This is a genomic window from Gordonia asplenii, assembly GCF_012933505.1.
Taxonomy (GTDB): Bacteria; Actinomycetota; Actinomycetes; order Mycobacteriales; family Mycobacteriaceae; genus Gordonia; species Gordonia asplenii.
On sequence record NZ_JABBNB010000001.1, the window covers coordinates 74029 to 99213 of the forward strand.

The 25185-nt window shown below is 66.8% G+C and carries 23 protein-coding genes and 2 tRNA genes; 18 read left to right on the plus strand and 7 right to left on the minus strand.

The window, feature by feature from the left end:
* Positions 1-18 precede the first annotated feature (18 nt).
* Positions 19-1461 carry a Si-specific NAD(P)(+) transhydrogenase gene (gene sthA, locus HH308_RS00315; protein ID WP_170192180.1) on the plus strand — a complete coding sequence of 481 codons (1443 nt, stop codon included), beginning with the start codon at positions 19-21 and terminating at the stop codon, positions 1459-1461.
* A gap of 9 nt (positions 1462-1470) precedes the next feature.
* On the opposite strand, the gene HH308_RS00320 is transcribed toward sthA, so the two are convergent.
* Together HH308_RS00320 and HH308_RS00325 are read right to left on the minus strand one after the other, a co-directional pair.
* Positions 1471-2850 (minus strand): pyridoxal phosphate-dependent decarboxylase family protein, encoded by a 1380-nt coding sequence (locus HH308_RS00320; protein WP_170192181.1) that lies wholly within the window; start codon positions 2848-2850, stop codon positions 1471-1473.
* Positions 2851-2895: 45 nt separating this feature from the next.
* On the minus strand, positions 2896-4452 hold the full coding sequence (locus HH308_RS00325) for an amino acid permease (protein ID WP_170192182.1): 1557 nt from the start codon (positions 4450-4452) through the stop codon (positions 2896-2898).
* A gap of 209 nt (positions 4453-4661) precedes the next feature.
* Here HH308_RS00325 and HH308_RS00330 point away from each other — a divergent pair, with 209 nt between their 5' ends.
* The 6 genes from HH308_RS00330 (at position 4662) to HH308_RS00355 (ending at position 10775) form a co-directional block, all read left to right on the plus strand.
* Complete coding sequence (locus HH308_RS00330; RefSeq protein WP_170192542.1) at positions 4662-6041, plus strand: glutamine synthetase family protein; 1380 nt, start codon at positions 4662-4664, stop codon at positions 6039-6041.
* Between the two features lie 22 nt (positions 6042-6063).
* On the plus strand, positions 6064-6816 hold the full coding sequence (locus tag HH308_RS00335) for a gamma-glutamyl-gamma-aminobutyrate hydrolase family protein (protein ID WP_170192541.1): 753 nt from the start codon (positions 6064-6066) through the stop codon (positions 6814-6816).
* A complete protein-coding gene (locus HH308_RS00340; protein ID WP_170192183.1) occupies positions 6813-8174 on the plus strand; it encodes an aldehyde dehydrogenase family protein in 1362 nt (453 codons plus the stop codon). Before HH308_RS00335 ends, HH308_RS00340 begins: the two co-directional genes overlap by 4 nt.
* Positions 8175-8236: 62 nt before the next feature.
* Positions 8237-9010 carry a 3-oxoacyl-ACP reductase gene (locus HH308_RS00345; protein WP_170192184.1) on the plus strand — a complete coding sequence of 258 codons (774 nt, stop codon included), beginning with the start codon at positions 8237-8239 and terminating at the stop codon, positions 9008-9010.
* Positions 9011-9016: 6 nt separating this feature from the next.
* Complete coding sequence (locus HH308_RS00350) at positions 9017-9751, plus strand: FadR/GntR family transcriptional regulator (protein ID WP_170192185.1); 735 nt, start codon at positions 9017-9019, stop codon at positions 9749-9751.
* 82 nt (positions 9752-9833) lie between these two features.
* On the plus strand, positions 9834-10775 hold the full coding sequence (locus tag HH308_RS00355) for a PE-PPE domain-containing protein (RefSeq protein ID WP_376767150.1): 942 nt from the start codon (positions 9834-9836) through the stop codon (positions 10773-10775).
* Positions 10776-10858: 83 nt separating this feature from the next.
* Here HH308_RS00355 and HH308_RS00360 read toward each other — a convergent pair whose 3' ends face one another.
* From HH308_RS00360 to HH308_RS30335, 3 genes are all read right to left on the minus strand, one after another.
* Positions 10859-11524: a L,D-transpeptidase gene (locus tag HH308_RS00360; protein ID WP_246284090.1), complete on the minus strand. Its 666-nt coding sequence runs from the start codon at positions 11522-11524 to the stop codon at positions 10859-10861.
* A gap of 226 nt (positions 11525-11750) precedes the next feature.
* Entirely contained in the window at positions 11751-12431 is a 681-nt protein-coding gene (locus tag HH308_RS00365; protein ID WP_170192187.1) for a response regulator transcription factor, read from the minus strand.
* Positions 12424-13641, minus strand: coding sequence for a sensor histidine kinase (locus HH308_RS30335; RefSeq protein ID WP_170192188.1), 1218 nt, complete (start codon positions 13639-13641; stop codon positions 12424-12426). Before HH308_RS30335 ends, HH308_RS00365 begins: the two co-directional genes overlap by 8 nt.
* Before the next feature lie 131 nt (positions 13642-13772).
* Here HH308_RS30335 and HH308_RS00375 point away from each other — a divergent pair, with 131 nt between their 5' ends.
* Both HH308_RS00375 and HH308_RS00380 read left to right on the plus strand, forming a co-directional pair.
* The gene (locus tag HH308_RS00375) at positions 13773-13955 is read left to right on the plus strand and encodes a hypothetical protein (RefSeq protein ID WP_170192189.1); all 183 of its coding nucleotides are present in this window, start codon (positions 13773-13775) and stop codon (positions 13953-13955) included.
* Entirely contained in the window at positions 13952-15382 is a 1431-nt protein-coding gene (locus HH308_RS00380; protein WP_170192190.1) for a cytochrome P450, read from the plus strand. Before HH308_RS00375 ends, HH308_RS00380 begins: the two co-directional genes overlap by 4 nt.
* A 5-nt stretch (positions 15383-15387) precedes the next feature.
* Here HH308_RS00380 and HH308_RS00385 read toward each other — a convergent pair whose 3' ends face one another.
* Complete coding sequence (locus HH308_RS00385; RefSeq protein ID WP_170192191.1) at positions 15388-15813, minus strand: MarR family winged helix-turn-helix transcriptional regulator; 426 nt, start codon at positions 15811-15813, stop codon at positions 15388-15390.
* Between the two features lie 53 nt (positions 15814-15866).
* Here HH308_RS00385 and HH308_RS00390 point away from each other — a divergent pair, with 53 nt between their 5' ends.
* Entirely contained in the window at positions 15867-16460 is a 594-nt protein-coding gene (locus tag HH308_RS00390; protein ID WP_170192192.1) for a TIGR03086 family metal-binding protein, read from the plus strand.
* Between the two features lie 49 nt (positions 16461-16509).
* Here the strand turns inward: HH308_RS00390 and HH308_RS00395 are convergent.
* Positions 16510-16580: transfer RNA gene (locus HH308_RS00395), tRNA-Gly, on the minus strand.
* 164 nt (positions 16581-16744) lie between these two features.
* Here HH308_RS00395 and HH308_RS00400 point away from each other — a divergent pair.
* From HH308_RS00400 to clpX, 8 genes are all read left to right on the plus strand, one after another.
* A tRNA-Pro gene (locus HH308_RS00400) sits at positions 16745-16818 on the plus strand.
* 65 nt (positions 16819-16883) lie between these two features.
* Positions 16884-18041 carry an acyl-CoA dehydrogenase family protein gene (locus tag HH308_RS00405; protein WP_170192193.1) on the plus strand — a complete coding sequence of 386 codons (1158 nt, stop codon included), beginning with the start codon at positions 16884-16886 and terminating at the stop codon, positions 18039-18041.
* Positions 18038-18895 carry a phosphate/phosphite/phosphonate ABC transporter substrate-binding protein gene (locus HH308_RS00410; RefSeq protein ID WP_312870236.1) on the plus strand — a complete coding sequence of 286 codons (858 nt, stop codon included), beginning with the start codon at positions 18038-18040 and terminating at the stop codon, positions 18893-18895. Before HH308_RS00405 ends, HH308_RS00410 begins: the two co-directional genes overlap by 4 nt.
* Entirely contained in the window at positions 18873-20069 is a 1197-nt protein-coding gene (locus tag HH308_RS00415; protein ID WP_170192194.1) for a ferritin-like domain-containing protein, read from the plus strand. The genes HH308_RS00410 and HH308_RS00415 overlap by 23 nt, the downstream gene beginning before the upstream one ends.
* Positions 20070-20227: 158 nt before the next feature.
* The gene (gene tig / locus HH308_RS00420; protein WP_170192195.1) at positions 20228-21580 is read left to right on the plus strand and encodes a trigger factor; all 1353 of its coding nucleotides are present in this window, start codon (positions 20228-20230) and stop codon (positions 21578-21580) included.
* Between the two features lie 277 nt (positions 21581-21857).
* Positions 21858-22430, plus strand: a complete 573-nt coding sequence (locus HH308_RS00425; RefSeq protein ID WP_170192196.1) for an ATP-dependent Clp protease proteolytic subunit — start codon at positions 21858-21860, stop codon at positions 22428-22430.
* A 32-nt stretch (positions 22431-22462) separates the two neighbouring features.
* On the plus strand, positions 22463-23143 hold the full coding sequence (locus HH308_RS00430) for an ATP-dependent Clp protease proteolytic subunit (RefSeq protein ID WP_170192197.1): 681 nt from the start codon (positions 22463-22465) through the stop codon (positions 23141-23143).
* A gap of 188 nt (positions 23144-23331) precedes the next feature.
* Complete coding sequence (clpX, locus tag HH308_RS00435) at positions 23332-24612, plus strand: ATP-dependent Clp protease ATP-binding subunit ClpX (RefSeq protein WP_170192198.1); 1281 nt, start codon at positions 23332-23334, stop codon at positions 24610-24612.
* Positions 24613-25185 lie beyond the last annotated feature (573 nt).

The following is a 25185-nucleotide window of genomic DNA, read 5'->3' on the forward strand; positions in this document are numbered from 1 at the left end:
AGGCTTTGGAGTAGAGCAGTGGATCATTACGACCTCGTCGTCATCGGCTCTGGCCCGGCTGGGCAGAAGGCGGCGATCGCCGCGGCGAAACTCGGGAAGCGTGCGGCCGTCGTCGAGCGGCGCGACATGGTCGGCGGCGTGTGCATCAACACCGGCACCATCCCGTCGAAGACGATGCGCGAGGCGGTGCTCTACCTCACCGGTCTCAACCAGCGTGAACTCTACGGTCAGTCGTACCGGCTCAAGAATGAGATCACCGTCGCCGACCTTTCCGCGCGCACGATGCACGTCGTCGGCAAAGAGATCGACGTAATCCAGAACCAGTTGTCGCGCAACCGGGTCAACCTCATCCTGGGCAGCGCGACGTTCGTGAGTCCGCACGAGATCGACGTCGAGGGTGCGAGCGGGGACCTCAAGAAGGTGACCGCCGACAAGGTCGTCATCGCCGTCGGGACCAGGCCGGCGCGCCCGTCCGGTGTCGACTTCGACGGTGCCACCATCGTCGACTCCGATCAGATCCTCGGCATGGACCACGTGCCGCCGTCGATGGTGGTCGTCGGGGCGGGCGTCATCGGCATCGAGTACGCCTCGATGTTCGCGGCCCTCGGCACCAAGGTCACCGTCATCGAGAAGCGTCCGTCGATGCTCGACTTCTGCGATCGCGAGATCATCGAGGCGCTGCAGTATCAGCTGCGTGAACGCGGCGTGACCTTCCGGTTCGGTGAATCCGTGCTCAGCGTCGAACGCCATCCGTCGGGCACACTCACCGTCCTCGAATCCGGCAAGAAGATCCCCGCCGACACCGTTCTCTACTCGGCCGGGCGGCAGGGCGTGACCGACGAACTCAAGGTCGACGCCGCCGGACTCACGCCCGACTCCCGCGGCCGACTCACCGTCGACGCCGACTGCCGCACCGAGGTGGGACACATCTACGCCGTCGGCGACGTCATCGGATTTCCGGCACTGGCCGCGACGTCGATGGAGCAGGGGCGTCGAGCGGCGTACCACGCGTTCGGGGAGCCGGTCGGTCAGACGCGCGCCGAACTGCAGCCGATCGGTATCTACTCGATTCCCGAGATCAGCTACGTCGGGCGCACCGAAGACGAACTGACGAAAGACAACGTGCCGTTCGAGGTTGGCATCGCACGCTACCGCGAACTCGCCCGCGGTGCGATCATGGGCGATTCCTTCGGCATGCTCAAACTGCTCGTCCACGCCGACCGGCGAACCTTGCTCGGCGTACACGCATTCGGTTCCAACGCAACGGAATTGGTCCACATCGGGCAGACCGTGATGGGGTGCGACGGCACCGTCGACTACCTCGTCGACAGCGTTTTCAACTACCCGACGCTGGCCGAGGGGTACAAGGTGGCTGCGCTCGACGCCGTGAACAAGATGCGCGCCATCGAACGGGTCCGCGCCGAGGGACACTCGGGCGATCTGGATCTCGACGTCGGGTAGCTGAGGCGCTCAGTCGGGCTGCTGGGCAGTGGTCTCCCGGAGCACGTCGATGGTGTGCTGCGCCTGCGTCGCCGGGTTCACGATGGCCAGTCGCAGCGCGGTCTGGCCCTTCCAGCGGGTGGGCACGCACAGCAGCAGTCCCTCGCGTGCGAGTCGGCTCGACCAGCGGTTGTAGTCGTCGTCCGACCAGCCGGGACGGTCGAAAACGAGCACCGACAGTTCCGGCGCGAGCAGCAGTCGCAACCAGTCGCACTCGTCGATGGCGTGGGCGATCGCGCGCGCGGTCGCGACCGTTCGCTCGATCGCCTCGGTGTACCGATCGGTTCCGTACACCGCCAGACTGAACCACAGCGGCAGGCCCCTGGCCCGACGGCTCAGGTGAATCGCGAGGTCGGCCGGATTCCAGGCCTCCCGATCGATGAGGTCCAGGTAGCTGGCGTGCTGCGCGTGCGCCGCGCGCGCCAGGGTGACGTCACGGTAGAGCAGTGCGCAGCAGTCGTACGGCGCGAACAGCCACTTGTGCGGATCGACGACGAAGCTGTGTGCCCGCTCGATCCCGTCGAACCGGTCGCGAACCGACGGCGCCGCGAGCCCCGCACCGCCGTAGGCGCCGTCGACGTGCAGCCAGATCTGGAATTCCTCGCAGACATCGGCGAGGTCGGCGATGTCGTCGACGACGCCGCCATTGGTCGTACCCGACGACGCGACCACGGCGAAGACCTCCGGATGCTCGGCCAATGCCGCGCGCGTCGCGGTGCCGGTCAGGTGCCCGCGATCGTCCTCGTCGACGAGAACCACCTCGACGTCCATCACCCGCGCCGCCGCCGAAATGGACGAATGGGCGTCGACCGTGCACAAGATGGCTCCCGCGGCGTCGCGGCCACGCAGGTGGCGGACATGGCTGCGCGCGGCGACCAGCGCGGACAAATTGCCCATGGTGCCGCCCGACACGAAGCAGCCGCCCGCGGTCGACGGCCAGCCGAGCAGGTCGATCAGCCACCCCAACGCCTCGTTCTCGGCGAAGATCGCCCCGGCTCCCGCCTCCCAGGTGCCCGCGAAGATGTTGAAACTGCTCACCGCCGCGTCGAACGCGCGAGCCGCCTGGGTGGGAGCCGCCGGAATGTAGGCGAGATTGTAGGGGTCGTCCTGCGCCCGGGTGGCGGGCGCGAGGACGTCTTCGAAGATGCGCAGCGCCTGCGCGCTGCCCAATCCCGCGGCGGTGATCGTCGTGCCCGCGTCCGCGGCCAGTTCGGACGCGGTGCGCGCGGTGGTCTTGGGATCCGACGATCGGGTGATCCGCCGCGAGATCAGCCCGACGACGTCGGCGACGATGGGGGCTTCGTCGCCCCACACGGGGCTGACGTGAGTATCCGGGACATGCGATGTCATCGTCCTATTGTCGACCCTGTATCGGTGCGGCAGACGGCTTTTCGCTCAGTCCGCCTGCACCTGTTTGATGGGACCGGTGAACCATTTCTTCACGCTGACGTGCCAGTAGATGTACAGCGCGATGAGCACCCCGCCGACCAGCAGCGGCGTGTAGTTCACATACTTCCATTCGAAACTCGGATCCCACGGCATGCCGCCGAGGCTGGTCGGGAACATCGCGATGATCGAGGTCAGGATGATCTCGACGATGGCGACCGGGGCCATCCAGCGGTGATGGCCGCGCAGATTCCACGAACCGATCTCGAAGTCGTCACCCTGCCGCCAGCGGTAGTAGATCGGCACCGCGAAGGCGAGATACAGCCCGACGACGCCGATCGACACGACCGCGAAGAAGGCGACCGGCACCGGGGCGCCGTTGATGTCGACGGCGACCAGTGCGGGCAATGTGATGATGGCCGCGATGATCGCGGTGATCATGACGGCGTTCGCCGGCACCCGCTTCGAGTTGACGGCCGACCACAACTGGTGACCGGGGACCGCGCGGTCGCGGCTGAACGCGAACAGCATGCGCGAGGCACTCGTCTGGCAGGCCATCGTGCAGAAGAACTGCCCCGCGGTGGAGATGAACAGGACGATCACCACCCAGTTGGTGCTCATCGCCTGCGAGAAGATGGTCGCAACGCTGCCGCCGCTCTTGGACACCGCGTCGGGGTCGTTGACGGCGAACAGGAAGGCCAGCAACAGAATCCAGCCGCCGATGGCCGAGTAGAAGATCGACTGCCAGATGCCTTTCGCCGCGGCGTCGGCGGCGCTCTTGGTCTCCTCGGACAGGTGCGCGGAGGCGTCGTAGCCGGTGATCGTGTACTGCGTGAGAATCGCGGCGATCGGCAGGACGAAGATCACCCAGCCGACTCCCTTTGCGCCACCGAAGATTCCACTGTTGTTGATCGTCTGCGTGAAGACGTCGGCGAAGCTCGCATGCTGCTTGGGGACGAAGAACAGAATCAGGATCACCGCCGCCGCGCCCGCGACATGCCACCACACCGAGATGTTGTTGATGATCGCCAGCAGGTGTGCGGAGAAGATGTTCACCACCGCGGCGATGACGAGCAGTGCGATGAAGATCAGGAAGGTCCGGGTGAGGCTGTAGCCGTCGAGCCAACTCTGACTGAAGGTGCCGATGGTCAGATCGAGAAAGGTCGCGCATCCGTAGGCGACCGACGCCAGGATCGCGATCAGCCCGATGAGATTGAGCCACCCCGTGTAGAAGCCCGCCTTGGCTCCGCCGAGTTTGGCTGCCCACCAATAGATTCCGCCCGACGTCGGGTACGCCGACACCAACTCGGCCAAGCACAGGCCGATGATCAGAATGAAGACCGAGACGATCGGCCAGCCCCAGGCGATGGCCGCGGGACCGCCGTTGTTCCAGCCGAGGCCGAACGAGGTGAAACATCCGGCGAGGATCGAGATGATGGAGAACGAGATCGCGAAGTTGGAGAAGCCGGACCAGGATCGTTGAAGTTCTTGGGTGTAGCCGAGTTTCGCCAAGTGCGCTTCGTCGGCGTTCGCCGGCGCTTCGACTTGTTCATGAGCTTCGGGCAAGGTGGGACTCCTTCGCGGGCGGACCGGGGGAAGGTCGGATGAAGTGCTCGACGAATGCGACATTAGGCGGTTAAAGGTCTGTTGTCCTACCTTTGGAGATGAAAGTCGTGTAAATCTAGTGGCGGCCCGTTCGGGTTCGGCCGCCAATGGTTGGCTTCTCGGCATTAGAGAGGACTTGTATGTCTCACGATTCGGCCCGCCCCGGTGATATGTCCCGTCGTCCCGGTCCGCTGGCCCTGCCCGAACTGGAACGTCTGATCGCCGCGGGCGATGTCGACACGGTGATCGTGGCGTTCGCCGACATGCAGGGGCGGCTTACCGGTAAACGTGTGTCCGCCCGACTGTTCTCCGAAGACGTTGCGGCGCACGGCTGCGAGTGCTGCAACTACCTGCTGGCCGTCGACGTGGACATGAACACCGTCAGCGGCTACGCGGCGTCGAGCTGGGAATCGGGCTACGGCGACATGGTGATGACCCCCGACTTCTCGACGCTGCGGCTGATCCCCTGGCTGCCGGGGACCGCGCTGGTGATGGCCGATCTGTCCTGGGTCGGCGAGTCCGGTCCGGGTGACCCGGTCGCGGTGTCGCCGCGCGCCATTCTCCGCCGGCAGCTCGATCGGCTCGCCGAGCGCGGCCTGCAGGCCTTCGTCGGGACCGAACTGGAGTTCATGGTCTTCGAAGACAGCTACCGCAAGGCCTGGGCCGACGGTTACCGCGGACTCACGCCGGCGACCGACTACAACGTCGACTACGCCATCCACGCGTCGACCCGAATGGAGCCGCTGCTGCGCGACATCCGCCGCGGCATGGACGGCGCGGGTATGTACTGCGAAGGCGTCAAAGGCGAGTGCAACCTCGGCCAGCAGGAGATCGCGTTCCGCTACGACGACGCCCTGGTCACCTGCGACAACCACACCATCTACCGCAACGGCGCCAAAGAGATCGCCGACCAGCACGGCAAGAGCCTCACCTTCATGGCGAAATACGATGAGCGCGAAGGCAATAGCTGTCACATCCACATCTCGCTGCGCAGCACCGACGGTGCCGCCGTCTTTGCCGACGACGCCGCGCCGAACGGCATGTCGACGATGTTCCGCCAATTCGTCGCCGGACAGCTCGCGACGCTGCGGGAGCTCACGCTGTTCTACGCGCCGAACATCAACTCCTACAAGCGCTTCGTGGACGGAAGCTTCGCTCCGACCGCCGTCGAATGGGGACTCGACAACCGCACCTGCGCGATGCGCGTCGTCGGGCACGGGCACGGCATGCGCGTCGAATGTCGTGCACCCGGCGGAGACGTCAACCAGTACTTGGCCGTCGCAGCGCTCATCGCAGGCGGTCTGCACGGCATCGACCAGCAACTCGAGCTCGGCGAGCCGTGCGCCGGGAACGCGTACACCGCTGGTGCACAACGGCTTCCGACGACGCTCGCCGAAGCGTCGGACCTGTTCGGCGGGTCCGCGGTGGCCCAGGCGGCATTCGGCGACGACGTCGTTGCACACTATTTGAACAACGCGCGCATCGAACTGGACGCGTTCAACAGTGCAGTCACCGATTGGGAGAGGGTCCGCGGATTTGAACGACTTTGATGAGGCGGGTCCGCTCATCGGAATGACGACCTACCGGCAGCGATCGCAGACCGGCGTGTGGGACGTGAACGCGAGCTTCCTGCCCGCGGTGTACATCGACGGTCTGACGAACGCGGGTGGCACGGTGCTGCTGCTGCCGCCGCAGCCGGTGACCACCGCCGTCGTCGAGCGGGTGCTCGACAGTCTGGACGGCTTGGTCATCACCGGCGGCTCCGACATCGATCCGGCTCGCTACGGCCAGGAAGCGTTGCCGACGACGGAGAAGCCGCGGGCCGACCGGGACGCGTGGGAGTTCGCGCTGCTCGACGCGGCGCTGCGGCGCAAACTGCCGGTGCTCGGAATCTGCCGTGGCGCACAGGTATTGAACGTCGCACTCGGCGGAACCCTGATTCAGCACCTGCCCGACGCGGTGGGGCACTCGGACCATCGGATCGGCAACGCGCAGTTCGCGCAGACGCCGGTCGCGACCGTGCCCGGTACCCGCGTCGCGGAGATGATGGGGCCGTCGAGCGTTGTGCGCTGCTATCACCACCAGGCCATCGACCGGATCGGCGACGGGCTGATCGCCAGCGCCCACGATTCCGGCGACGGCCTCGTGGAAGCGGTCGAACTCGATCCGGCCCGAGCGGGAGACCAATTCGCCGTCGCGGTGCAATGGCATCCCGAAGAGACCCTCGATCACCCCGCGCTGTTCGAAGGCATCGTCGCCGCCGCGACGCGCTCGCGAGATCTCAACGACTTGCACGACCTGCAGGAAAGGGCCGCCACGTCATGACCACCACGGTGATCAACCCCGCGACCGAGGAGGTGCTGCGGACCGTCGAGTTGCTCGACGCCGCAGCCGTCGACGACGCCGTCGCGCGCGCGTCGAGTGCCCAGCGCCGCTGGGCGGCCCGGCCTCCCGCCGAACGTGCGGCGGCGCTGCGGGCGTTCGCCGTCGTCGTCGACGCGCACATCGATGAACTCGCCGCGCTGGAAGTCGCCAACTCGGGTCACCCCATCGGGCAGGCCGAGTGGGAGGCCGGGCATGTCCGCGACGTCCTGCAGTACTATTCCGCGAGCCCGGAACGGTTGAGCGGCAAGCAGATTCCCGTCGCCGGCGGACTCGACGTGACCTTCCACGAGCCACTCGGCGTGATCGGCGTGATCACGCCGTGGAACTTCCCGATGACCATCGCCGCGTGGGGTTTCGCCCCCGCGCTCGCCGCGGGGAACGCGGTGCTGCTCAAGCCCGCCGAATGGACGCCGCTGACCTCGATCCGGCTCGGTGAGCTGGCCGTGGAATCCGGACTCGATCCCGACCTGTTCCAGGTGCTGCCGGGGCGCGGATCGGTGGTCGGGGAGCGGTTCGTGACGCATCCCGACGTGGCCAAGGTCGTGTTCACCGGCTCCACCGAGGTCGGTACCCGGGTGATGGCGGGCGCGGCGGACAAGATCAAGCGGGTCACGCTGGAGTTGGGCGGCAAGAGCGCCAACATCGTGTTCGACGACTGCGATCTGGAGCGTGCCGCGGCGACCGCGCCCTACGGGGTCTTCGACAACGCCGGCCAGGACTGCTGTGCGCGGAGCCGAATCCTGGTGCAGCGCAGCGTCTTCGACAGATTCATGGAGCTGCTGGAACCGGCGGTGGCCGGGGTGGTCGTCGGCGACCCGACCGATCGCGCCACCGAGATGGGCCCGCTCGTCTCCAAACCGCACTGGGAGTCGGTGCGCGGATACGTGCCCGACGACGCTCCCGTAGCGTTCCGCGGCACCGCGCCGTCGGGCGCCGGATTCTGGTTCCCGCCAACGGTTCTCACCCCCGAGCGGGCCGACCGCACGGTCCGCGAAGAGATCTTCGGGCCGGTCGTCGCGGTGCTGCCGTTCGACGACGAGGCCGACGCCATCGGTCTCGCCAACGACACCGCATACGGATTGTCGGGGTCGATCTGGACGGAGAATCTGTCCCGGGCGATGCGGGTGTCGCGGGCCGTCGACGCCGGGAATCTCAGCGTCAACTCGCACTCGTCGGTCCGGTACAACACGCCGTTCGGCGGTTTCAAACAGTCGGGGCTGGGCCGTGAGCTGGGTCCCGACGCACCGCTGGCCTTCACCGACACCAAGAATGTGTTCTTCGCCGTCGATCCGGCGTGATCACCCGAGACATCAACGGCCACCGGCCGATTCAGCACGTTCATCTTTGACAGGAGTGGTACATGGATCTGACTCAGCGACTGGCCGGCCGCGTCGCCGTCATCACCGGCGGCGGTGGCGGCATCGGCCTGGCGACCGCCCGGCGCATGCGTGCCGAGGGAGCGACGATCGTCATCGGCGACCTCGATCCGGTCACCGGCGGTGCCGCAGCCGATGAACTCGGCGGGCTGTTCGTCCAGGTCGACGTCTCCGACGAAGATGCCGTCAACCATCTCTTCGACACCGCTGCGTCGACCTACGGGTCGGTCGACATCGCCTTCAACAACGCGGGCATCAGCCCGCCCGACGACGACCTCATCGAGAACACCGAGCTGCCCGCCTGGCAGAAGGTGCAGGACGTGAATCTGAAGTCGGTGTACCTGTGCTGCCGGGCCGCGCTGCGGCACATGGTGCCCGCACAACGCGGGTCGATCATCAATACGGCGTCGTTCGTCGCGGTGATGGGTTCGGCGACGTCGCAGATCTCCTACACGGCCTCGAAGGGCGGCGTGTTGGCGATGTCGCGGGAGCTCGGCGTCCAGTTCGCGCGGCAGGGGATCCGGGTCAACGCGTTGTGCCCCGGACCGGTGAATACGCCTCTGCTGCAAGAACTTTTCGCCAAGGACCCCGAGCGAGCCGCGCGTCGTCTGATCCACGTGCCGGTGGGCCGGTTCGCCGAGCCGGAGGAGCTGGCCGCGGCGGTCGCGTTCCTCGCCTCCGACGACGCGTCGTTCATCACCGGGTCGAGTTTCCTCGTCGACGGCGGCATCAGCTCCGCGTATGTGACGCCGCTGTAGGCCACGATGTCCGCCGACGCCGTCGATCCTCGCCCGCGCACCTCGCCGCGCGAGGCGCTGCTGCGTCCCGTGCGCCTGGGAAATGCGTTCGAGGACACGGTCGGGCGGCTGTTGGCGATGATTCGCCTGGGCGTGCTGGCGCCCGGCGAATCGTTGCCGCCCGAGCGGGAGTTGGCGGCGCGACTGGGGGTGAGCCGGGACACGGTACGTGAGGCCATCCGGTCGTTGACCGGCGCCGGCTACCTCGTGTCGCGGCGCGGACGCTACGGTGGGACCTTCCTCACCGACGAATTGCCCACGCACACAGCCGAACTCGCGGGAATCACCCGCGCGGAGATCGACGACGCGGTGCGGTTGCGGGAGATCCTCGAAGTGGGCGCGGCGCGCATGGCGGCCGGGCGGACGCTGTCGGCGGCCGAGCGAGAAGTGTTGTGGGCCAGGCTCGGCGACGTCCGGGGCTGTGACGTCGTCGACTATCGCCGACTCGACTCCCGCCTGCATCTGGCCATCGTGGAGGCGGCCGGCGTGCCCTCACTGGTCCCGCTGGTCGCCGAGAACAGACTCGTCATCAACGGCTTCCTCGACCAGATTCCCTTGCTGGAGCGCAACATCGCGCACTCGGACGAGCAGCACGAGGCCGTGGTCCTGGCCATTCTCGCCGGCGACGGCGAGGCGGCTGCGGCCGCGATGGCCGACCACGTGGCGGGGTCGGCGGTGCTGCTGCACGGGTTCCTGGATTGAGGCGGCGCGATCGCCGCGTCTGTCGCACCTCACAGCGCCCTCTCAGCAAGGGCTCCCACTGCTCTCACCTCACATCGGCACGATCGATGGGGTGAATCCCTTACAGCAACAGCGTATTTCCGTGCTCGTGGTCGGCGGTACCGGTGAGTCGGGCCCCGACGACCGGCGATCCGGAGTCTCGGGCATGCTCGCGCATGTGACCGACAATCTCGATGAGCGATTCGACGCCGTGTGGGTCGGGTACCCGGCGAGCTACGGCCCGGCGCCGTCGTGGCAGGGGATGGCCTACGAGGACAGCGTCGCCATCGGCTGCGAGAACCTCGCCGCGGCCTTCGCCGCCACCGGCGGCCGAGTGATGATGCTCGGCTATTCGCAAGGGGCGGTGGTGGTTCGGCGGTTCGTCGCTCGGCTGGCCCGGACCGAACCGGCGGCTGTGCGGCGGATAGTCGGCGTCGGCCTGGTGGCCGATCCGCACCAGCCGTCGGGCGTCGTCGAGGGTTGTCACGGGTCGGGGGTGGCCGGGCCGGATGACGCGTCGGTGTCCGGCGCCGACGCCGTGCCCGCGTACTGGGTTGGAGCCGCCGACGATGTGATCTGCAATGCCAGTGCCGACTCGCTGATCCGCGACATCGCCGATCTCACCGGCAACCTGGGCGTGAACGGGACCGCGGCACTGGGAAGCTGGGTGACGTCGATGTGGGCGACGCTGCGCCGGAACGGATTTCAGAACGCGGCCCGCACCGCGGTGTCACCCGCGCAGTGGCGGCGCGACGGACGACGGCTCGTCGTCGCCGCCCGGGAGGTGGCGGGATATCTGCCGACGGTGATCAGCTGGCGCGGTATCAGATTCGACAACGACCGGGGTGGACGGCATACCTCCTACGGCGTCGAACCGTATCGGCGGCACTCGCTGACCGACCGGGACGCGACCGGTTGCGAGATCCTCGCGCGCTGGCTACAAGTGCAGGCCACCTTCGTCGAATATGTTGTACCGGTGGACGATTCGGCCAGGGCCGCGGCTTGAGCCGATTGCGGGACGGACGGAGAAACGGCTAGGGCCAGACCTCCGCGTGGAGGTCTGGCCCTAGAGCGCTGATTCGTGGGGAATCAGTTGCCGTCGTACTGTCCGCCGACGGTGCCGCGAACGACGATCGGGGTGCCACGGGGGATGTTGTCGAACACCCACTTGCCGTTGGCGGTCGAGACGTTGATGCAGCCGTGGCTGGCATTGCTCTTGCCCTGCTGGGCGACCGACCACGGAGCGGCGTGGATGAAGATGCCGTCGTTGGACATGCGGGTCGCGTACTCGACGTAGGTGCGGTAGCCCTCAGCCGAGTCGACCGGCACGCCGTAGGTCGACGAGTCCATGTACATGTCCCGGTAGTGCTCGCGGGTGTGGTACACGCCGTTGGGCGTCGGGTGCGCATTGGTGCCCATGGAGATCGGCATGGTCTTGACGACCTCGCCGTTGTGCCACCAGGTGATGGTGTGGGTCGAGTCCTCCGCGAGTGCGATCCAGCCGGTCGACGTCTTCACGTTCGGGATGCCGGGGGTTCCGGGGGTGTCCTCGGTCGTCGGAGCCGGCTTCGGCTTCGGCGTGGGCTTGGGAGTGGTCGGCGCACCGGGAATCTCGATCGGGGGCAGCCCCGGGATCACGGTGACCGGCGCTGCGGAGGCGAGTGCGGGCAGCGATACGATCACGGCGAGAACACCGACAATGGTGGTCAGAAGTCGTGTGAACAGGCGTGTGCGGCCTGATCGTTTGTTAGTCAGCACTGAGTCGAACCCTTACGTTTCGTTTGCAAAGTCGGACTCCGCGGACGGAGCCAGGCGCCTTTCCCCACAAATGCGCCTTTCTATCGTTACACAACTGTTGCCGATGGGCCAAAGTGTTAGTGGTAATTCGCTGTAGTGAATCGCCTCGAATCGAGGTTTGTCCTGCATACGGGGCGTGACCTGGGGTAACGGTGTGAGGCAAGCCACACCTTCTTTTGGCTAGTTAACTTGTTCTCGGTGTCACCAAACCGTTGTCGAAGGCGAACACGATCGCCGCGGCGCGGTCGCGAACACCCAATTTGGCGAAGATCGCACTGATGTGGCTTTTGACCGTGACGACCGAAATGACCAGCTCGCCCGCGATCTCGTCGTTGGACAGTCCGCGGCCGAGATGAGTCAGCACCGTCGTCTCGCGGGCCGTCAACCGGGTCAACCGCGCGTTGGTGGTATCCGGTGCGCCCTGGGGCGCGTCGGCGCATCGGTAGGTGTCGAGCACGCGGGCGGTGACCGCCGGATCGAGCACCGCGTCGCCCGCGGCGACGAGTCGGACCGCGCGAATCAGCTCTTCGGCCGACGAGTCCTTCAGGACGAAGCCGGCGGTACCCGCGCGCAGCGCCTCCGACAGCAATGCGTCGTCCCGGAAGGTGGTCAGCGCGAGAACCGGCGGCGGGTTCGGCGTCGAACGCAGCAAGCGGGTCGCCTCCATGCCGCTGACGCGCTTCATCCGCAGATCCATCACCACGACGTCGGGCCGGTGCGCCGCAACCGCGTCGAGTACCTCGTCGCCGTCGCCGCACTCGGCGACGACGTCGAAGCCGTCCTTGCGGCGCAGGATCCGGCGCAGCCCCGACCGGACGAGCTCCTGGTCGTCGACCAGCAGCGTGCGGATGAAGACGTCATCCATCGCTGGTCACCCGTGCGGTGTGGCGTTGTGTCACTCCGTCACCGTAGTCGTCGTCGAACAGGGGCAGGAATGCCTCGACTCGCCAGCGACCGCCGTGTCGCCCGGCCGAGACGTGCCCGCCGAGGAGTTCGGCCCGCGAACGCATCCCGCCGAGCCCGGATCCGCCCGGGTGGCGGCGCGCGCTGTCGGGGATGTCGTTGACGATGACGACCGTGACTCCGCTGCTCGTCGGCCCGATACTCACTTCGATCACCGAACCCGGTGCGTGGCGGCTGGCGTTCGACAGGGACTCCTGCACGATGCGATAGATCGTCAGTTCGGTGGTGCTGGTCAACGGTGTGGTGAAGGCACGTGCGCTGAACGCGACCGACGTTCCCGCGCGTCGGAAGGTGCTGACCAGCGCATCGAGGTCGGCGATGCCGGGTTGCGCGGACTCCGACTCCCCGTCGGTGCGCAACAGTTCGATCGTGCGCCGGACGTCGGTCATCGCCGCCCGACCTTGAGCTTCGGCGTCTTTGAGGGCGTCCAGCGCTTCGGAGGTGTCGCCGTCCTCCTGCAGGGCCCGGCGCGCGCCGGTGACGTTGAGCAGCACGATGCTCAAGGAGTGTGCGACGACGTCGTGGATCTCGCGCGCCATCCCGGCCCGGTCGAGTACCGCCTGCGACGCGCGGGCCTGCCGCTCGCGGCGCAGCAGGAGCAGCTGAGCCTGCAACAACCGTCCCACGGCGACGCCGAAGCACAGCATCGCGGCGATCAACCAGCCCTGTTCGACCCGTCCGGTCACCACTCCGGCGCCGAGAACCCCGGACAGCACCACGGCGTCGAAGACATTGGCGCGGACCGTCGCCACCGCCGACGACATGGTGATGGAGATGACCAGAAGCAGCGGGGCGGCGTCGGCGTGAATGGGTACGACCCAGAACAGGCCCACCGTCACCGACGTCATGATGGTCAACATCGGTTTCCAGATGTGCCGCTTGTGGAGCAGTCCGCCGATCATCGGCAGCCATCCCGTCCCGGTGGCCACCGCAACGGCGAGCCACTGCAGTCCGGAGGGTGCGATCGTCTGGGACAGGTGCGCGAATCGGTCGATAGCCGCGGTGACGACAGTGATGACGTATCCGCCGTAGGCGATGAGCAGATACGACGGCGGGTACTCGTAGCCCAACAGGGCCAGGGTCCGCCGGGTCCGCATCAGAAGCCAATGCACCCGCGTATTTTATCGCTGTTCACTCGGGCGCGAATCCGACCACGGGCGGAGCCCGACTCCGTCCGGCGGCGGGCGTCGTATTCCGTCCGTGGGTCGCTGACCTGCGCGTCGTCGACGACTACCGTCGAATCATGGAGATCACGGTGATGGCAATCGTTTTGACGGTGGTGAGCCTGATTCTGATGCACGATGGATCCGGGCTCGACTGGCAGGCGCGGGCGACGCGCATTGCGATGGATCGGCGCGACGCTATTCGCGACCGGCCGCTGCATCGGCGGCGACGTTTGCATTCGACACTGGGAGGTCTGCGATGACATCGACCATCGTGCGGGCGGGGCTGTCCGGCGAACACTGGTACCTCGCCGACCCCGACGCGATGAGCGGGATCATCGTCGGGAACTCGACGGCTCGTCCGCTCAGCGACGTCCCGACCGCGGCTGCCCGGCCGCTGACGGCGCTCACGCCCCGCTCGCTGCGCGAGTCGTTGCGGTTGGTGCTGCGGCAGGGTGACACGCTGTTCCACGACGCCGCGCAGACGTCGCTGTTGCGCTATCGGGTGATCGGAGCGGCGGGCCGCACCGTCGTGCTGTCCGACCCGGGGCACATCAAGTCGATCATGACCGTCGACCCGGCGATTGCGCCGTCGGCGACCAGGACCTCGCCGTTGCGGCCGATCATCGGTTCGCAGTCGGTCCTGACCTCCATCGGCGAGCGGCATAAGCGACAGCGCGCGATGCTGATGCCGCACTTTCACGGGCGCGCCGCGGCGAGCTATCGCGAGGCGATCGAGCGAGCGACCAGCCGGGCCATCGACGGGTGGCCGGTGGGGGAGGTGATCGAACTCGCCGACCTCGGGCAGCAGATCACCCTCGACGTCATCATGACCGCGATCTTCGGGATCGGCGACGACCGCGCGTCGACGCCGGCCGAAGCGGACCTGCGCTTTCAGGTGGTGCGGCTGCTGCGACGTTCGACGTGGCCGGTGGCCACCGCCGCGCAGTTGGTCAACGCGCGCAATCCCGAACCCGTCGGCTTCACCCGGTGGGCGCTCAAGCCGGTGGACGCCGCGATGTACCGGGTGATCACCGAACGCCGAAAGAGCTTGGGCGGCAACGATATTCTGTCCGTACTGCTCGACGCCCGGGACTCGTCGGGAGCGGCTCTGTCCGACGACGAGATCCGCGACGAACTGATGACGCTGGTCCTGGCCGGGCATGAGACGACGTCGAACACCGTCGCCTGGACCTTCGAACGGCTGACCCGACACCGCGAGCAGTATCTGCGCGTTCGGGAGCAGGTCCGCGCCGACGGTGGCGCCGACGTCGTGGAGTCGCTGATCAACGAGTCCATGCGCTCGCGGCCGGTGGTGCCGATCGTGGCGCGAGAGTTGTTGGCGCCCTGGGACTTCGGTGGCCAACGTATCGATGCCGGCACCGTCGCGCTGGTCAGTATCCTGCTGCTGCATCACCGCGACGAGATCTATTCTCGGCCGTTCGCGTTCGACAGCGAGCGGTTTCTGCAGACGCGGCCGTCGCCGACGACGTTGATGCCTTTCGGGGGCGGGAATCGCCGCTGCCTCGGTTCGGCGCTGGCGATGGCGGAACTGCGCACCGTCGTGACCGAGATTCTGCGGCGCGTCGACTTGGAGACCCATGAGCGCCCCGGCGAACGGCCGAGGCATCGCAATGTGACGATGATCCCCAACGACGGCGGCAAGGTGCGTGCGGTCGCGAAGGTGTGAGGCGGTTAGCGCGCGCCCTGCGCGCTGGCGGCCGCCGCGATGAGCAACGTGCGCAGTTGATTACGTTGTGCCGCAGTCAGATCGGCGAGGAGGGCGTCTTCGGCCGCGCGGACGCGACGCTGTGTGGACACGGCCAGGGCGGCGCCGTCGTCGGTCACCACGATCACGTTGGCCCGCCGATCGCGCGGGTCGGGTTCGCGCGCGACCAGACCGAGTTCGACGAGGCGGTCCAGATCGCCGACGATCCGATTCTTGTTGTAGCGCAGGGCGGTCGCGAGTTCCAGTTGGTTGTAGCGGGTCGAACGAGCGGTGATCAGGATCGCGTACTGCCACATGGTGAGGCCGGCCTCGGCCGCCGCGGCGTCCTCGGCGTCGCGCAGTGCGCCGGCGAGAGGTGCGAGGGTGGCGAGAAGGTCGGGCTGCTCGGGCATTCGAGTACGGTATCAGCTTGAAATAATCACCGTGCGGTGATTATCATCGTGTTATGACTACTATCTCAGAATTGACCATCGATCAACTGGCGCAGATGCACGCCCGGGTGTGCGCGGACGTCGCCGCGCTGCTAACACCCGACGTCGACCTGCGACGTTCGACGCCGTGTGCCGACTGGGATGTCGGCGCGTTGTTGGCGCATCAGATCGGACAGAACCGGGGCTTCACGCGAGCGGTGTCGACGGGAACGTCGGAGCCGAAAGACTTTGCGCCGGTGAAGTATTCGGCTGACGTATGGACCGAGTCGGTGCGGGCGTTAACCGACGCCTTCGCCGCGGCGACGGCATCGGAGCTCGTGGTGCTCGCCGAATTCGGTCCCGATCCGCTGCCTGTGACCTTCGCCGTCGCGGCTCAGCTTCTCGATATCGCCGTGCACGGCTGGGACCTCGCGCGCGGACTCGGGACCGACTACGAGCCCGCGCCCGACATCGTCGACGCGGTCGCGCAGATCGCGACCGTGGTGCCCGATGGCCAGGCGCGCCTGGCCGACGACGCCCAGTTCGCGCCCGTCGTCGAGTCGGCGACGGTCGGGACGTGGGCGGAGGCGCTCGCCCGGCTGGGTCGAGACCCGCAATGGGGGAGCTGAAACGAAATCAGGGCCGCTTCACTGAGGGAAAGCGGCCCTGACCTGGTTGAGCGGGTGACGGGAATCGAACCCGCGTAGCTAGTTTGGAAGACTAGGGCTCTACCATTGAGCTACACCCGCGAGCATGCGGTGTCTGGGATCGCCAGGCTCCGCGTGCGGAACAGAACCTTACAACGTCGCGCGCCGATTGCGAAATCGACCCCTCCGATTGGGAAACTCGGTGCCGGGCACCGTAGTATGACCACTTGGTTCTCAGCGTGATCGGCTTCGATCGGCTGGGAGACCGGGATGTGGCGCAGCTTGGTAGCGCATCCGCTTTGGGAGCGGAGGGTCGCAGGTTCAAATCCTGTCATCCCGACAACGCAGGACCGATCCGCGGCGTGCACGCGCCGCGTCGCGGCATCTTCTTTGTTTCTCTCAACAGTGTTTCTCTCAACACCCTCATCGACGTCCGGCGTCGATGACAGGATTGACCCGATCCTGCATCCCGGCACCTTTCCGCGCGCCGCGATCGATGCGCTCGCCGACGCGGGCGTGCTCGGACTGACGGTGCCGCTCGCACACGGCGGGCCGGGCGCCGGACTGCGGGTGGCGGCCGAGGTGGTCCGCCGACTCTCGGTGGAATGCGGATCGACGGCGATGATCGTCGCGATGCACTACAGCGCGGTCGCCCTGCTCGCCCATGTGGGGCACGGCGAATCACTGAAAGCCGTTGCGGCAGGGGAACATCTGACGACGCTCGCCTTCTCTGAGGCCGGCTCGCGCCGCCACTTCTGGACTCCGGTGAGCTCCGCAACGGCCGAGTCCGACGGGCGGGTGCGGCTCGACGCACGCAAGAGTTGGGTCACCGCCGCTCACGAGGCCGACAGTTACGTGTGGTCGTCACGACCGGCGTCGGAGCCTGGACCGATGACGCTGTGGTACGTCCCGACGACGACCGATGGACTGCACGTCGACGGCACCTTCGACGGACTCGGGTTGCGCGGCAACGATTCCTGCCCGGTCACCGCCGACGGCGTCGTGATCCCCGCCGCCGCGCGACTCGGCGACGACGGGGTGGGGCTCGACCTCGCCCTGTCGGTGGTGCTGCCGTGGTTCCTCACGCTCAATGCGGCGGCGAGCATCGGCCTCATGGAGGCGGTGACCGCGAGCACGGCTCAGCACCTCACCGGAACGCGTCTGACTCACCTCAATCAGTCACTGGCACAACAGCTTCCCGGGCGCACCCGCCTCGCGCAGGCGCGGATCGAGAGCGATCGCAACCGGGCTCTGCTCGAGGAGGCGGTCGCGGCGGTCGAGTCCGAACGCGACGACGCGCCGTTGCTGGTGCTGGAGGTCAAGGCATCGGCCGACGCCGGGTCGTCGTCGGTGACCGACCTGGCCATGGTGGCGTGCGGCGGCGCGGCATTCCGGCGCGAGTCGCCGGTGGAGCGCCGCTTCCGCGACTCGCGCGCCGCCCGGGTGATGGCGCCGACGACCGACGCGCTGCACGACTTCATCGGCCGCGCGCTGACCGGACTGCCGCTGCTCGACCCGCCCGCCGACACCGGTACCGACGCCCCCGGGGAGGCGGGCGCGTGAGCGAACTGCTGATCGGCTCGGTCGCCTACGATCCCAAGGTCGTCACCATCTGGGAGGGCTTTCGCGCGTACCTGCGCGCCGTCGACGGACCCGCGATCGACTACCTCCTGTACTCGAACTACGAACGACAGGTCGATGACCTGCTGTCCGGGCACATCGACCTCGCGTGGAACTCTTCGCTGGCGTGGGTGCGCGCCGAGCGTGCCGCCCGCGCCGCGGGCACCGAGGTACTGCCGGTCTTCATGCGTGACACCGATCGGGACCTGCGCTCGGCCGTCGTCGTACGCGCCGATTCCGAACTGACCGATGTCACCGACCTGCGCGGACGTCGAATCGCCGTCGGAGCGGTCGATTCGCCGCAGTCGACGCTGCTGCCGCTGTCGTACCTGCGTTCGGTCGGCGTCGAACCGGGCGTCGACGTGGAGGTGGTCCGCATCGACGTCGGAGTCGGTCTGCACGGCGATCACGTCGGCGGCGAACGCGACGCGATCGTCGCGCTGCGTGACGGCACCGTCGACGCCGCGTGCGTACTGGATGCCAACCTCCTCATGTTCGCGCGGGAGGGGACGGTCGCGTCCGGAGCGCTGCGGGTGCTCGGCCAGACGCCGAGTTTCGACCACTGCATGATGACCGCGGGGCCCGGCGTCGACGCGACTGCGCTCGCGCAGTTGACCGAGGCGTTCCTCGCGATGTCCTACGCGGACGCGCAGGTGCGACCACTGCTCGATCTGGAGGGACTCACCGCCTGGTTGCCCGGCCGGACCGACGGCTTCGGCCCGCTGCAACGGGCCGTCGACGAGAGCGGCTTCTACGACGAACAGGGGCGGGTGCGTGCCCGCGACTATCGACCTTGAGGACCTGTCGTTCGACGAGGGCGCGCATCTGCTGATCGCCCGTGGTCTCGCCGGGCTTTGTCCCGGTGACGTCCTGACGGTGTGGGGTGTCGGCGCGGCATTCGACCTGATGCTCGGTGCCTGGTGCCGCACCGCGGGGCATCGCGTCGACTCGCCGGACCCCGACCCGACCGTCGGGCGTCACCCGGTGCACATCATCAAGGGACTAAAGGAAGACCATCGATGGGCGCGAGCGGTGCGTGCCGGGCGGTCCGGTCAGCCGAGTGCCGGCGCCGACCGTAGGTGGGGACTGGCCGCGCGCGGTGCGCTGGTGGGGTCCGGCGGGCCCGAGCTCGACGTGCGCTGGGTCGAGCGCGACCTGGTGTGGGCCGACGTCGCGCCCACCCTCTACGCACGGGCGGCAGCCAACCAGTGGAACCCAGACACGGCCGTCGACTGGAACCGCGGGCCCACGTTGCCCGACGACGTCGAGGACGCGGTGGTGCAGGTGATGACGTATCTCGTCGAGAACGAGCAGGCCGCACTGATGATCCCCGCGCGCCTGCTGGGGTCGCTGCACCCGCAGTTCCGCGAGGTGATGCAGTTGCTGGCCGCGCAGATAGCCGACGAGGCCCGACACGTCGAGATCTTCACCCGCCGGGCATTGCTGACCCGCGACGAAATGGGCCGCTCCGGCGTCGAGGGACGGGCATCGCTGCAATCGTTGCTCGACGAGCCGGATTTCACTCTCGCGTCGTTTCTGCTGTCGGTGCTGGGTGAGGGCACCTTCGTCGATCTTCTCGGCTTCCTGCACGAGCATGCCCCCGACCCGGTGACCGCGCAGGTCACCGCTCTGGCCGCGCGTGACGAAGCCCGACACGTCGCCTTCGGCGTGGCGCACGCCGCGCACGTCGTCGACGTCGATCCGACGTTTCGCGGCCGGCTGCGCGGAGCCGTCGAACGTCGCCACGACGCACTGCGCGACACGGCGGGACTGTCGTCGGCGGTCTACGACTCGCTCGTCCTGCTCGCCGCCGGGTCGTGGGAGCCCGCCGCCGTCCGCCGCGGCTGGCGAGCGGTTCAGGCGCTGCAGGCGCGGATGGACGACGGCAGGCGCCGACGACTGTCGGTGATCGGATTCCCCGACGACGAGGCCGCCGAATTATCCGCGCTGCACACTCGCAATTTCATGTAAGTCGACGTCAGGTGGCTCCGCCGTCGATGACGTCGGGGAGTTGTGGCACGATGTAACCCCGAAGGGACAGGTGTCGTCCCCTGTCGTCGCACGGTCGTGCCGCCGGTCCCGGCGTCGGCGATCACGTAGCAGAGAATGAAGCCAAGGAGTTTACAGGCGTGAAAAGCACCGTCGAGCAGTTGAGCCCGACCCGAGTAAAGCTCAATGTCGAAGTTCCGTTCGAGGAACTCTCCGGAGACTTCGAGCGGGCCTACGCCGCGCTCGCACAGCAGATCCGCATCCCCGGCTTCCGCCCGGGTAAGGCCCCGGCCAAGCTCATCGAGGCCCGTGTCGGGCGCGATTCGGTGCTGGCTCAGGTCGTCAACGACGCCCTGCCGGTCAAGTACACCGAGGCCGTCTCCGAAGCAGGCGTCAACGCGCTCGGCCAGCCCGACATCGATATCGACGAGCTGAAGTACGGCGAGTCGATCACCTTCACCGCGGAGGTCGACGTCCGCCCCGAGATCGAGCTGCCCGACTACTCGACCCTCGCCGTCACCGTCGACGCCATCGAGGCCGACGACGACGCCGTCGCCGAACAGCTGGAGAACCTGCGCGCCCGGTTCGGCACCCTCAAGGGCGTCGATCGTCCGGTCGAGACCGGCGACTTCGTGTCGATCGATCTCGAAGCCACCGTCGACGGTGAGAAGGTCGACGAAGCGTCCACCGAGGGACTGTCGCACGAGGTCGGCAACGGCGAGCTGGTCGACGGCCTCGACGAGGCGCTCGTCGGCGTCGCCAACGGCGAGACCAAGGAGTTCACCACGACGCTCGTCGCCGGTGAGCACGCGGACAAGCAAGCTCAGGTGACCGTCAAGGTCAATTCGATCAAGGTGCGTGAGCTGCCCGCGGTCGATGACGAATTCGCCCAGATGGCAAGCGAATTCGACACCGTCGACGAGCTCAAGGCCGATCTGGCCAAGCGCGTCGAGCAGTCGAAGAAGACCGGACAGGCCAACGCGATCCGCGACGCCGTCCTCGACGAGCTCCTGGAGAAGGCGCCCTTCCCGCTGCCGGAGAAGGTCGTCGCAGCCGAGGTCGACGGACAGCTCGAGCAGGTGTTGCACAGCATCGGTCACGACGAGAACCTCTTCGCGCAGCTCCTCGAGGCTCAGGGCACCAGCCGTGAGAAGTTCGAAGAAGACGCCCGCGAGTCGGCGGAGAAGTCGGTGCGCACCCAGCTGCTGCTCGACGCCGTCGCCGAGAAGGCCGAGACCGAGGTCAGCCAGGACGAGCTGACCCAGCAGATCATCTTCCAGGCGCAGCGCTACGGCATGGCTCCGCAGGAGTTCATCGGCCAGCTCCAGCAGGCCGGCCAGATCGGCGCCGTCTACGCCGACGCCCGCCGCGGCAAGGCACTCGCCGAGATCGTCCGCGACGTCACCGTCACCGACAGCAACGGCAACGTCGTCGACACGAAGGAATTCTTCGGGCCGTTCGACGAGGAGACCGAAGCCGGCGAGGACGAATAAGTCGCCGCATCGCCGTTGACGCGCCGTCGTCCCGCGGCCACCTGATCGCAGGTGTGTCCCGGGGTGGCGGCGCGTTTGTCGTCGATGCCGTGCGGGTGGCGCCGCGTTCTGCTGTGAGCGAATAGCGGTGTCTTCGGGAGGGTTTCGTCGGTGGGATTGGTTAACCTCGGTGACAACGACGCAACACCTCGGCGGCGCATCCGCGTCGAAGCCAACGCCGAGCAGATATCCAACACGTAGTCGAAGGTAGGACCTTGTGAGCGAAACACGGCTGACCATGAGTTCGGGAGTTGCCGGACTGAACCTCACCGATTCGGTGTTCGAGCGCCTGCTGCGCGAGCGCATCATCTTCCTCGGAACGCAGGTCGACGATGACATCGCCAACCGTCTGTGCGCGCAGATCCTGCTGCTCACCGCAGAGGACCCGACCAAGGACATCAACCTCTACATCAACTCGCCCGGCGGCTCGGTCACCGCGGGCATGGCGATCTTCGACACCATGCAACTGTCCGAGTGCGACATCGCCACCTACGCGATGGGCATGGCCGCCTCGATGGGGCAGTTCCTGCTGACCGCGGGCACCAAGGGCAAGCGCCACGCCCTGCCGCACGCGCGCGTCATGATGCACCAGCCGTCGGCGGGCATCGGCGGCACCGCGGCCGACATCGCCATCCAGGCCGAGCAGTTCGCCCTGACCAAGCAGGAGATGAACCGGCTCAACGCCGAGCACACCGGCCAGCCGTTGGAGAAGATCGAGGCCGACGCCGACCGGGACAAGTGGTTCCGAGCCGAAGAGGCCAAGGAATACGGCCTGGTCGACCACGTCGTGACCCGCCTGAGCTCGAACTGACATCGGCATCGAAAGACAAGGAACAGACCCTCATGACTAAGTCCCTCCCGGATGCCGTTGCCGCCGGAATCGCCGATTCGACGCGGTTCATGCAGAGCATCGAGATGCGCTACATCCTGCCGCAGTTCATCGAGCACACTCCCAACGGGCAGCGCCAGTACGACCCCTACGCGAAGCTCTTCGAGGAGCGCATCGTGTTCGTCGGCACCCCGATCGATCAGACCGTCGCCAACGACGTCATGGCACAGCTGCTGGTGCTGGAGTCCCAGGACCCCGACCGCGACATCACCATGTACATCAACTCGCCCGGCGGCAGCGTGCCGGACATGCTGGCCATCTACGACACGATGCAGTACGTGCACTGCGACATCGTGACCGTGTGCCTCGGTGAGGCGGCGTCGGCCGCCGCGATCCTGTTGGCCGGCGGCACCCCCGGCAAGCGCGCGGCCCTGCCCAACGCGACCATCTTGATCCACCAGCCGCGTACCGGCGGCGCCTACCAGGGCCAGGTCTCCGACCTGGAGATCCAGGCCGCCGAGATCGAGCGGATCCGCAACCGCCTCGACGAGATCCTGTCGGGTCACACCGGCCAGCCGGCCGAGAAGATCCGCAAGGACACCGACCGGGACAACATCCTCACCGCCGCTCAGGCGAAGGAATACGGCATCGTCGACGAGGTTTTCGAGTACCGCAAGAAGTCCCTCAAGAAGTAGCAGCGTGTAGAACCGCCCGTTGCCGCCCGATCGGTGCGAGAATTGTTCTCCACCCCGACACGGGCGGCAATTGGCTTTAACGATCGAAGATCACCAGCAAGTAGGGGTACCGTCGAGGTACCGGCGACATATCGGTGGCGGCGTCGCGTGCGTCGCATCGAGTTCTTTGGAAGTAGGTACAACAGGCGATGGCTCGAATCGGAGACGGTGGCGACCTCCTGAAGTGCTCTTTCTGTGGAAAGAGTCAAAAACAGGTCAAGAAGTTGATTGCCGGACCCGGCGTATACATCTGCGATGAATGCATCGACCTGTGCAACGAGATCATCGAAGAGGAGCTCGCCGAGAACGGCGACGTGAAACTCGACGAGCTGCCCAAGCCGGCGGAGATCCGAGACTTCCTGAACAACTACGTGATCGGCCAGGACACCGCCAAGCGGACCCTCGCCGTCGCGGTGTACAACCACTACAAGCGCATCCAGGCCGGTGAGAAGAAGGACGCCCGCACCGGCGAGACCGTCGAGCTGATGAAGTCCAACATCCTGATGCTCGGGCCCACCGGCTGCGGCAAGACCTACCTCGCCCAGACCCTCGCCAAGATGCTCAACGTGCCGTTCGCCATCGCCGACGCCACCGCACTCACCGAGGCGGGCTACGTCGGTGAGGACGTCGAGAACATTCTGCTGAAGCTGATCCAGGCCGCCGACTACGACGTCAAGCGCGCCGAGACCGGCATCATCTACATCGATGAGGTCGACAAGATCGCCCGCAAGAGCGAGAACCCGTCGATCACCCGCGACGTCTCCGGCGAGGGCGTGCAGCAGGCGCTGCTGAAGATCCTCGAAGGAACCCAGGCGTCGGTGCCGCCGCAGGGTGGACGCAAGCATCCGCATCAGGAATTCATCCAGATCGACACCACCAACGTCCTGTTCATCGTCGCGGGTGCGTTCGCCGGGCTGGAGAAGATCGTCTCCGACCGAATCGGTAAGCGCGGCATCGGATTCGGCAACGCGGTCTCCACCAAGGACGAGGTGGACACCACCGATCACTTCGCCGAGGTGATGCCCGAGGATCTGATCAAGTTCGGTCTGATCCCCGAGTTCATCGGCCGCCTCCCGATGGTGGCGTCGGTGACCAATCTCGACAAGGCGTCGCTGGTCAACATCCTGTCGGAACCGAAGAACGCATTGGTGAAGCAGTACGCGAAGCTGTTCGACATGGACAACGTCGAGCTCGAGTTCACCGACGAAGCCCTCGAAGCCGTCGCAGACCAGGCGATCCACCGTGGCACCGGCGCACGCGGTCTGCGCGCCATCATGGAGGAAGTCCTCCTGCCGGTGATGTACGACATCCCCAGCCGCGACGACGTCGAAAAGGTCGTCGTGACCGGAGAAACCGTGCGCGACAACGTACTTCCGACGATCGTGCCGCGGAAGAATCGTCGTAGCGAACGTCGCGACAAGAGCGCGTAGGTCTGACGGCGACGCAGACGACGGTGTGAACCCAATACAAATCGGTCAACCCGAACGGAAAGTTCGTTCGGGTTGACCGATTTCTGTTGGGTTCATGCGGCGATGGATCCAAACGGACTTCTCGTGCGTCTAAGGATCATGTTCCCCTCAGACGAAACGGCGTGATCCGTCGCGAAGAGTTGCTGTCACTCGGCGGCACCGACAACGACATCAAGACGGCCCTCAAGACTGGGCTGCTCGAGCCTCTCGGCTGGGGCGTCTATGCGTTCGCCGACGACACACGGACGAAGGAACGCAAGTATCGCTTGATGGTCGACGCCGCGACGGTCACCGACGGCGCGGTGTTCTCCTATGAGTCGGCAGCAGCGATGCACGACCTGCCAATGCTGAAGCCTCCGCTCGACAGAGTGAGCATGACGTCGCTCACCACCGACACCGGCTATGTTCGGCCCCGACGGCACCTGCACCCGGGGCCTCTCGCGGACTCAGAGGTCACGACCCACGGCGCACGTCCCGTGACGACTCTGGAGCGGACCGTCTTCGATGTCGCACGTACCTCGCGCATGCGTCTTC